The following is an 8,881-nucleotide window of genomic DNA, read 5'->3' on the forward strand; positions in this document are numbered from 1 at the left end:
AACACCGCCGACCGGTCGGCGCGCGTCCCGCAGGCCCGACGGCCCGCCCCCGTGGACGTACGCGCGGACGCGGCCGAACACCCCCCGCTGCTCGTCCTCACCCCCGTCAAGGACGCCGCCGCCTTCCTCCCCCGCTACCTCGACAACCTGCGCGCCCTCGACCACCCCCGCGAAGCGCTCTCCCTCGGCCTGCTGGAGGGCGACAGCAGCGACGGCACCTGGCAGGCCCTCCAGGACGCCCTGCCCGCACTGGAGGCGGACTTCCGGCGGGTCACCCTCGTACGCCGCCACTTCGGCCTCCGGCTCACCGGGCCGCGCTGGGCGCCGGACGTCCAGCGGCAGCGGCGGTCGGCGCTGGCCATGGCCCGTAACCACCTCCTGTCGTGCGCCCTCGCCGACGAGCGGTGGGTGCTGTGGCTCGACGTCGATGTGACGGACTGTCCGGCCGACCTCGTCCAGCGGCTGCTCGGCGCGCGTCAGGAGATCGTCGCCGCGCACTGCGTCACCGAGCCCGGCGGGCCCAGCTTCGACCACAACACCTTCGTCCTGCGCCCGGACGCCGACACCTTGGACTGGGACCCATGGCTCCGGGACGGAATCCTGCAGCCGCCCAAGGGGTTCGGCCGGAGCTATCTCGACGAGCTGCGCGGGCAGGAGAGGGTCCGCGTCGACGGGGTCGGCGGTACGGCCCTGCTGGTCCACGCCGATCTGCACCGCGACGGCCTGGTGTTCCCGACCGTCCCCTACCGGCGGCTCATCGAGACCGAGGGGCTGGCCGTGCTGGCCCAGGACATGGGCGTCGAGTGCTGGGCGCTGCCCGGGGTGGAGGTGGTGCACCCTGCCATTGGGGTGGTCGCCCGCTGAGCCGGGCAGGTGAAACCGCCGCCGCTTGCGAAGCCCGTGACGTCGGATGGCGTTAGCTGGTTGTCCGCGGGCCTCTACACGCAGGAAAATTAGGAGAATCACATGAACATCGGCAAGACGGCGGCGCTGGTGACAGCGGCGGCCGGGGCAGTGGTCTTCGGTGGGTCCAACGCAGGCGCATTTCCCTGGGACAACCCCAACCAACAGGTCAACGAGTGCGACTCCAAGAGCGGGGTGGGCGTCTCAGGGCCGGGGCCGGGGTCGAGCTGTCTCAACTTCGCGGAGATCTTCGGCGACCCGCATGGCGTGGTGCAGCAGAACCACTGCGACTCCCGACTCGGCAGCACGGCCAACATCACCGTCGTCGCCCCCACCGGCGGCGGCGAGACGGGCTCGCAGTGCGCCAACATCGCCATCTCCGAGCGGCCGGACTTCATGGCCCCCCACCGCGGCATGTACGGCGAGGGCGGCTACGGCGCCGAGCTCCGATGACCGCGGCACCGTCCGGCCCGGAACGCGGCCCCCTGGAGGCTGGTGACCTCCCGGGGGCCGCGGTGGCATCGCGGGAGCCCGTGGTCTCGGTGGTCATCCCCTGCCACGACTACAGCCGCTATCTGCCGCAGGCCGTGGGGAGCGTGCTGGCCCAGACCTACCCGGACTGGGAGCTCGTCGTCGTCGACGACGGCAGCACCGACGACACCGCGGCGGTGGCCCGGTCGCTGATCGCCGACCACCCCGGCCGCCGCATCCGGCTGCTGCGCCAGGCCAACGCGGGGGTCTCGGCCGCCCGTAACGCGGGCATCGCGGCCACCGCCGGCCGCTACGTCCTGCCGCTGGACGCCGACGACGTGATCGCCCCCACCATGCTGGAGCGGACGGTGGCGGTGCTGGACCGGAGGCCGGAGATCGCGATCGTCTCCACCGATGTCTCCGTCTTCACCGACGACGGTCTGCCCGCGCAGGCACTGGAGCTGCCGGCGTACGACAAGGACCTGCTGCTGCGGCGGCTGATCATGTTCTACTGCTCGCTCTACCGCCGCGAGGTGTGGCAGACGGTGGGCGGCTACGCCGAGGACATGCGTACCGGGGAGGACTGGGACTTCTGGATCGCCTGCGCCGAGCGCGGCTTCACGGCCCATCATCTCCACGAGGCGCTGTTCGGGGCGCGCAACAAGGACGACGGGCTGCATGTGGAGGCGGCCGAGAACGACCTGGCGGTCCGCGCCAGGATCGTGGCGGGCCACCCGGGCATGTTCAAGCCGGTCACCCGGGCCTGGGCGCAGGGCCTGCTCGCCCAGGACGAGCGGGGGTGCCTGGCCGATGAGCAGGTGCCCGACGACATCCTCACCCGGGCGGCCGATATGGACCAGTTTCTGCGGGTGGTCATGTCGCTGCAGCGCACCGCGCGGCTGCAGCACCGTCATATCCAGCGGCTGGAGCGGGCCCTGGCCGAGCGGGAGATCCCGCTGCCCGTCTGAGCGCGGCGAGGGCGGGGCTCCGGAGGGGAGCCCCGCCCGTTGTGCGGGTGGGGGGTGCGGGTGGTGGCGCTACTCGAAGAGATCCGCGTACGACCCCATCGCCAGCGCGATATCGGCCTGGGCCCAGAACCGGTGGTACGTAAAGCTCGGGACCGCCCCGCCCTTCAGATACGCCTCGACCTTGGACCAGGCCGGGTCGTTCTTGTAGAAGGACCGGATCGACATGAAGGTGGAGCTGGAGTCGACCTTGTCACCGTTCGGCATGGTGCCGGTCCAGCCGCTGGGCACATAGACCGGGTCGTCGAAGCGGTTGTAGTCGGCCCGGGTCTCCGGGACCGCGATGCCCAGGGAGTCCTGGTAGTTGGTCCACATGCCGTCCAGCAGGGCCTTCGCGGTGTCCCTGGCCTGGGTGTCGCCCGCCTTGGCGGCGTAGTAGGACAGGGTCTTGGCGTATGCGGCCGTCACGCCGACGTCGTTGGTGTAGTCGGCGACGGTGACGTGCAGGCTCGCGTTGGCGCCGGGGCTGGAGGCGTTCCAGGTGTCCGGCTGGCCGGACCACTGGAGAGTGGAGGGGATCCGGTAGGTGCCGTCCGGGTTGATCGTGGTCTTGGACAGCGCCCACTTGACCCACTTGTCCAGGACCGTCTTGGCGGACGCGTCACCGGTGCGGTTGTAGTACTCCGCGACGCGCTCCATGGACCATGCCTGGAAGCCGAACCACTGGTTGGACGGCGGGTCGTGGTAGACCGGCTTCTCGTCGTAGTACATGCCATAGAACGTCGCGGCCCCCGACGGCGGTGTGGCGTAGCGGCCCTGCCAGCTGTTGGTGGCGCCGCCCGCGATGGCGCCCTCGCTGGACTGCAGCCAGCGGTAGAACTCCAGCTGCCGCTTGAGGCTGGTGGACCAGTCGGCCGCGCCGGTGGCCGACTTGGGCTTCAGATCGGCATAGTTGGCCAGCGCCCAGGCCGCCATGGGGTTCTGGTAGCCGCCGTGGGCGTGGCTGGAGCCGATGCGCCAGGCCCAGCCCGCGGAGGTGTCGGTGGCGCCGCCCCAGGCGTAGTACCAGGACAGCAGGTAGTGGGAGCTGTTCTTGCCGCTGCCCGCCGCGCAGGAGGTCTCACCGACGCAGTTGCCGACCTTCTTGAAGTACTTGTCGTACATCGCGTAGCGCAGGTAGTCGCCCATCTTGGCGGCCTTGGCCACGTTGCCCGACACCTGGCTGCCCTTACCCTGTGCCTTGGCCCACTCGGCGGCCCAGTAGGCGGCCTGGACCACGCGGGCGTCGGCGTCCGGGGCGTTGGTGAACTTCCACTGCTTGGCGTACGAGGCGTCACCGGTGAACAGGTCCAGATAGCCGTTCTTGCCGCCGTACTTGAAGCCGTCGCAGGTGGGCTGGGTCACGGTCTCCCAGACCGACTCCTGGGGCCCGCGCTGGAAGGTGTTGACATAGCTCGGTCCGGTGTCGCTCGGCCCCGCCTCGCACTTGCCGGGGGAGTTGCCGTAGCCGTAGACGTTGTCGACGTCCTGGATCCAGTGCATGCCATAGATGTCATCGGTGCCGTACGCGCTCTTCAGCTCGGCGGCGATGGGGTCGTTGCCGACCGAGACATTGCCGTTGAGCTGCGCGGGGTACTGGGAGGGCAGATCCCATTCGGGCGCGTAGGTGGCCGGCTTGGAAGCGTTGTAGAAGCTGTTGGTCGGCTGGTCGGCGTGGGTGGGGATCATGTACTTCTCCATGGTGTCCCACGCGCTGTTGAACTTGGACCAGTCGCCGGTGACCTTGCCGTACATCGCCTGCAGCCAGATCAGATAGCTGTACGCCTCGGAGGTCGTCTCATGGCCGTGGTCGGGGGCCTCGACGATCAGGGTCTCCACCGAGTGGTACGGGATGCCCTCGGGCGAGAAGTAGCCGGCTCCCGGAGCGGTGATCTTGTTGTAGAGGTCCAGGAAGCGGGCGTCGTACGCCTTGGAGGCGGCCAGCTGGGTGACGGTGACCTCGGCCTTGGTGTGGCCGGTGGCGGTGGCGGTGAAGGTCGCCGTGCCGGTGCCGCTGTTCGCGGCGGCGACGGTCACCTGCTGGGCGGTGTCCCAGTTGGTGGGCGTGAAGGTGAGGGTGGCGCCCGAGGAGACGGTCAGCCCGGTGACACCGGAGGTGCGGGCGACGGAGACCGTCACGTTCGCGGACGGCTTGGTGGACAGCTTCAGCCCAAACGTACCGGTCTTGCCCTGCTGCACCCCGAGCTGGGCGGGGCTGGCGACGAGTGCGGGCCCGGCCGCCACGCGGATGCCGACGGGGGTGGACTCGGCGGACGCGCCCTGGCTGTCGTAGGCCTTGGCGTAGAGCGAGTAGTCGCCCGCGGGCACGTCGGCGTAGTCGAAGGTGAACGGGGAGGTGGTGTCGGTGCCGAGGAGCTTGGTGTCGCTGTAGAACTCCACCTTGGTGACGGTCGCGCCGTCGGCGGCCGCGGCGGTGGCGGCCATCGGGACGGTGCCGCCGGAGCTGAAGGTCGCGCCGGGGGCCGGGCTGGTCAGCACGGCGATGGGCGGCTGGTGGGCGCCCGTGCAGCTGATGCCGTTGACGGCGAATGTGGTGGGCGCGGTGTTGGTGCCGCTGTAGCTGAACTGGGCGCCGGTCGTGACATTGCCGCCCGCCGCGATCTTTGCGTTGTGGGCGGCGTTCTTGACGGTGACGGTCTTACCGGACTGGGTCCAGGTGCCGTTCCAGCCGTTGGCCAGCTTCTGGTCACCCGCGTAGTCGTACGTCAGGGTCCAGCCGTCGATGGCGTCAGCGCCCGGGTTGGAGATGGTGAGCTCCGCGGTGAATCCCGAACCCCAGTCGTTGGTCTTGTAGTCGACGCCGCACTGGACGGCGGCGGCGTGCGCGGGGGCCGCGCCGCCGGCGGCGGTCATGGCCACCGGGAGCGAGAGCGCGGCGGCCAGGGCCGTCACCAGTTGTCTCGTCCTGGGCCGCCGCGTCCCCGGAAGTCGCGTCTTCGGCCGTCTCATCGCCAGTCGGCGGATGAATGGTCGTGCCCCGGATAACGGCGAGCCTCGCTGTAGGCGCATCGGGGAAGTCCTCCTCGCGGGTCCGTGCGGGTGGGGGGCAGTGCGAACCAGTGGGAGCGCTCCCAAGGTTCGGGCGGACCTGAAGAGGTGTCAAGGCTTTGAACAAGATGCACCTCTCGAACGTGTTCGACTGATAAATCTGTGAACACCTCTGTTGACATGTGCGACACAGGCGTTACGGTCACTTCAACCAGTGGGAGCGGTTCCAGCAGTCAGCGCCACCTTCGGGTCACCCAGGGAGGCGCCTGGACTTCGAGGAGTCGCTCCATGCGAGCACCACCGCGCCTTTATGCCTTGGCGGCCACCGCGGCACTGACCCTCGCCGCCGCTCTGCTCCCCGTCGCTCATGCGTCGGGTGCGGTCGCCGCAGCACCGCCGAAGCTGCACGCCTCGGGCAACAAGCTGGTCGACGAGAACGGAGCCACCCGCAGACTGCTCGGCGTCAACCGCTCCGGCGGCGAGTTCATGTGCGTACAGGGGCGGGGCATCTTCGACGGCCCGGTCGACGACGCGTCCATCAAGGCCATCGCGGACTGGAAGGTGAACGCCGTCCGCGTCCCGCTCAACGAGGAGTGCTGGCTCGGTCTGTCGCATATCAACGCGGCCTACCGGGGCGCCAACTACATCAATGCGGTCAAGGACTTCGTGGCCCGGCTCGAAGCCCATGGCATCACCCCGATCGTCGAGCTGCACTGGACCCACGGCAAGTACACGGGCGGCGACAACCACTGCCCCGACACCGAGTACGCCACCTGCCAGAAGCCGATGCCCGACGCGCAGTACACCCCGGCCTTCTGGAGCTCGGTCGCCCAGACCTTCAAGGGCGACCAGGCCGTGGTGTTCGACCTGTTCAACGAGCCGTTCCCGGACCGCGCCACCACCGACCTGACGGCGGCGTGGGCCTGCTGGCGCGACGGCGGGAAATGCCCCGGCATCGATTTCGAGGTGGCCGGGATGCAGGACCTGCTGGACGCGGTACGAAGCGCCGGCGCCAAGAACCTCGTCCTGATCCCGGGAGTCGCCTACTCCAACGACATGCGCCAATGGCTGACGCACAAGCCGAGCGACCCGGCGGGCAACCTCGCCGCCGCCTGGCACACCTACAACTTCAACACCTGCTCCAACGAGAGCTGCTGGAACGAGCAACTGGCCCCGGTCATCGGCCAGGTGCCCTTCGTGGCGGGTGAGATCGGCGAGAACACCTGCTCACACGGCTATATCGACCGGGTCATGGCCTGGCTCGACGCCAAGGGCGCCTCGTATCTGGGCTGGACCTGGAACACCTGGGACTGCTCCTCCGGCCCGTCCTTGATCAGCGATTTCAACGGCACGCCGACCGGCTTCGGCGTGGGCCTCCGTGATCACCTGAAGGGATTGTCATGAGCCGCACTACCTCACCCCCCACCCGCCACCGCAGGGCCGCCGCACTGGCCGGCTCCGCACTGCTCGCCGCCACCGCGCTGACCGTCTCCTCCCTGAGCGGCACCGCCGCCGCCCAGGCCGAGGGCACCAGAGCGGCCGCCGCCAAGGTGGACAACCCGTACGCGGGCGCCAAGGTGTATGTGAACCCCGACTGGTCCGCGAAGGCCGCCGCCGAGTCCGGCGGCAGCAAGATCTCCAACCAGCCGACCGGCGTCTGGATGGACCGCATCGCCGCCATCAACGGCACCACCGGCGCCCGCGGTCTGCGCTCCCACCTGGACACGGCGCTGACTCAGTCGGGCGGCAGCCCCATGGTCGTCCAGTTAGTCGTCTACGACCTGCCCGGCCGCGACTGCGCCGCGCTGGCGTCCAACGGCGAGCTCGGCCCGAACGACATCGACAAGTACAAGACCCAGTTCATCGACCCGATCGCGTCGATCCTCTCGGAGTCGAAGTACGCCAACTCCAATCTCCGGATCGTCACCACGATCGAGATCGACTCGCTGCCCAACCTGGTCACCAACACCGGCGGCCGTCCCACCGCGACCCCGCAGTGCGACACCATGAAGAACAACGGCAACTACGTGAAGGGCGTCGGCTACGCCCTGAACAAGCTGGGCGCCATCGGCAACGTCTACAACTACGTGGACGCCGGCCACCACGGCTGGATCGGCTGGGACGACAACTTCAACGCCACCGCCCAGGTCATCAAGCAGGCCGCGACCGCCGAGGGCAGCACGGTCGACAAGGTGGCCGGGATCATCGTCAACACGGCCAACTACAGCGCGCTGAAAGAGAACAACTACACCATCAACGACAGCATCAACGGCAAGTCCGTGCGCGAGTCGAAGTGGGTGGACTGGAACCGCTACGTCGACGAGCTGTCCTTCGCCCAGGCGTTCCGCCAGGAGCTGGTGAACGTCGGACTCCCGTCCAACATCGGCGCCCTGATCGACACCTCCCGCAACGGCTGGGGCGGCACGGCCCGCCCGGCCGGCCCCGGTGCGAAGACGGACGTGGACACCTACATCAACGGCGGGCGCTACGACCGCCGGATCCACGTCGGCAACTGGTGCAACCAGTCCGGCGCCGGCCTCGGCGAGCGGCCCAAGGCGGCACCCGCGTCCGGGATCGACGCGTACGTGTGGATGAAGCCCCCGGGCGAGTCCGACGGCTCCAGCTCCGCCATCCCGAACGACGAGGGCAAGGGCTTCGACCGGATGTGCGACCCGACGTACACGGGCAACCCGCGCAACGGCAACAACATGTCCGGCGCGCTGCCGAACTCACCCCTGTCGGGCCACTGGTTCTCGGCCCAGTTCCAGGAGCTGCTGAAGAACGCCTACCCGGCGCTGTGACCCGTACGGGCAGCAACCGATAGACCGCAGCAGGCACCCGCACACGACGGGGCCGGTGGACGCGCTCGCGCGCTCCGCCGGCCCCGTCGGCGTGTCGAGCCACGCGCCTGGAGGTGGAGCGCCGCTTGCGCAGGGAACACCTCCCGGCCGAAGGCTGGGGGGGGATCGCGCACAGCCCGCCCGGCGGCGGGGTCAGCGTGATCTTGCGAGGAACCCCATGTGTTTGCGCATGGAGGGATCGCATCTTCGGATTGCTCTGACGTGCGCTTACGCGCAGGCCTGTTCTGGTTGGTGGGTGTAGGTGTATCCGTCGCCTCGCTGGAGGAGGCGGATGTTGGTGTGTCGGATTCCTGCGGCGCGGCCGTGAGGTGTGCGGATATCGAATTTGCCGGTGGTGCGGATCATGACGCGGCCGGTGTGGGTGCCGGTGTATTTGCCCTTGGGTACGGAAGCGGTCACGAGGTCGCCGGTGGCGTAGCCGTGCACGGTCTTGATTCGTGGGCTGGTGCGGCGGGGGAAGCCGTGGCGGTCGGGGCTGGTGCGCTGGTGCTGGCCGCGCCCTGAGCATCCGGCGACCAGTATGGGGGTGACGGTTTCGGTGACTGTGTCGAGTTTGCCGACGTTGAGGGCGTCGAGGGTGTGGGATTTCGGGAGTCCGCAGCGGGTGCGGTTCCATTTCGTGCGGCCGCCGGA

General features: G+C 69.1%; 5 protein-coding genes and 2 pseudogenes. 5 read left to right on the plus strand and 2 right to left on the minus strand.

All coding sequences use genetic code 11. The annotated features are described in order from the left end of the window. From CCN51_RS21445 to CCN51_RS21455, 3 genes and pseudogenes are all read left to right on the plus strand, one after another. Positions 1–864, plus strand: a pseudogene (locus CCN51_RS21445) (ANP1/MMN9/VAN1 family protein); the annotation flags it as partial. A gap of 102 nt (positions 865–966) precedes the next feature. After that, a complete protein-coding gene (locus CCN51_RS56500) occupies positions 967–1,356 on the plus strand; it encodes a hypothetical protein (RefSeq protein WP_014179473.1) in 390 nt (129 codons plus the stop codon). Next, positions 1,353–2,342 carry a glycosyltransferase family 2 protein gene (locus tag CCN51_RS21455; RefSeq protein WP_014179472.1) on the plus strand — a complete coding sequence of 330 codons (990 nt, stop codon included), beginning with the start codon at positions 1,353–1,355 and terminating at the stop codon, positions 2,340–2,342. Before CCN51_RS56500 ends, CCN51_RS21455 begins: the two co-directional genes overlap by 4 nt. A gap of 69 nt (positions 2,343–2,411) precedes the next feature. Here CCN51_RS21455 and CCN51_RS21460 read toward each other — a convergent pair whose 3' ends face one another. Further along, positions 2,412–5,348 carry a glycoside hydrolase family 48 protein gene (locus CCN51_RS21460; RefSeq protein WP_043487554.1) on the minus strand — a complete coding sequence of 979 codons (2,937 nt, stop codon included), beginning with the start codon at positions 5,346–5,348 and terminating at the stop codon, positions 2,412–2,414. Between the two features lie 327 nt (positions 5,349–5,675). Here CCN51_RS21460 and CCN51_RS21465 point away from each other — a divergent pair, with 327 nt between their 5' ends. Both CCN51_RS21465 and CCN51_RS21470 read left to right on the plus strand, forming a co-directional pair. Next, complete coding sequence (locus CCN51_RS21465; RefSeq protein ID WP_055414015.1) at positions 5,676–6,791, plus strand: glycoside hydrolase family 5 protein; 1,116 nt, start codon at positions 5,676–5,678, stop codon at positions 6,789–6,791. After that, on the plus strand, positions 6,788–8,188 hold the full coding sequence (locus CCN51_RS21470) for a glycoside hydrolase family 6 protein (protein WP_014179469.1): 1,401 nt from the start codon (positions 6,788–6,790) through the stop codon (positions 8,186–8,188). The genes CCN51_RS21465 and CCN51_RS21470 overlap by 4 nt, the downstream gene beginning before the upstream one ends. A gap of 267 nt (positions 8,189–8,455) precedes the next feature. Here CCN51_RS21470 and CCN51_RS21475 read toward each other — a convergent pair. Beyond that, positions 8,456–8,881: pseudogene (locus CCN51_RS21475) on the minus strand (RNA-guided endonuclease IscB); the annotation flags it as partial.

The organism is Streptomyces milbemycinicus, from assembly GCF_002154605.1.
GTDB lineage: Bacteria > Actinomycetota > Actinomycetes > Streptomycetales > Streptomycetaceae > Streptomyces > Streptomyces milbemycinicus.